1 protein-coding gene is annotated in these 250 nt (G+C 68.8%); it reads right to left on the minus strand.

Translation table 11 applies throughout. From position 1 onward, the window contains the following. Positions 1 to 250: glycosyl hydrolase family 18 protein (locus OO47_RS33110; RefSeq protein WP_033211250.1), on the minus strand; the 250-nt coding region annotated here is incomplete at both ends.

A 250-nucleotide genomic window follows, 5' to 3' on the forward strand; every position in this document is an offset into this window, starting at 1 on the left:
GCCGAACTTGGCGCGCATGGCCTGCATCATGTTCTTGAAGGAGGCCGGGCCGCTGGTGTCGCAGGTCAGGCCGCAGGCGTTGGGGTACTCCCAGTCCAGGTCGATGCCGTCGAAGACGTCGGCCCAGCGCGGGTCCTCGACCAGGTCGTAGCAGGACTGGGCGAAGGCGGCCGGGTTCTGCACGGCCTGGCCGAAGCCGCCGGACCAGGTCCAGCCGCCGAAGGACCACAGGACCTTGATGTGCGGGTAC

This window comes from Streptomyces bikiniensis (assembly GCF_000716625.1).
Taxonomy (GTDB): Bacteria; Actinomycetota; Actinomycetes; order Streptomycetales; family Streptomycetaceae; genus Streptomyces; species Streptomyces bikiniensis.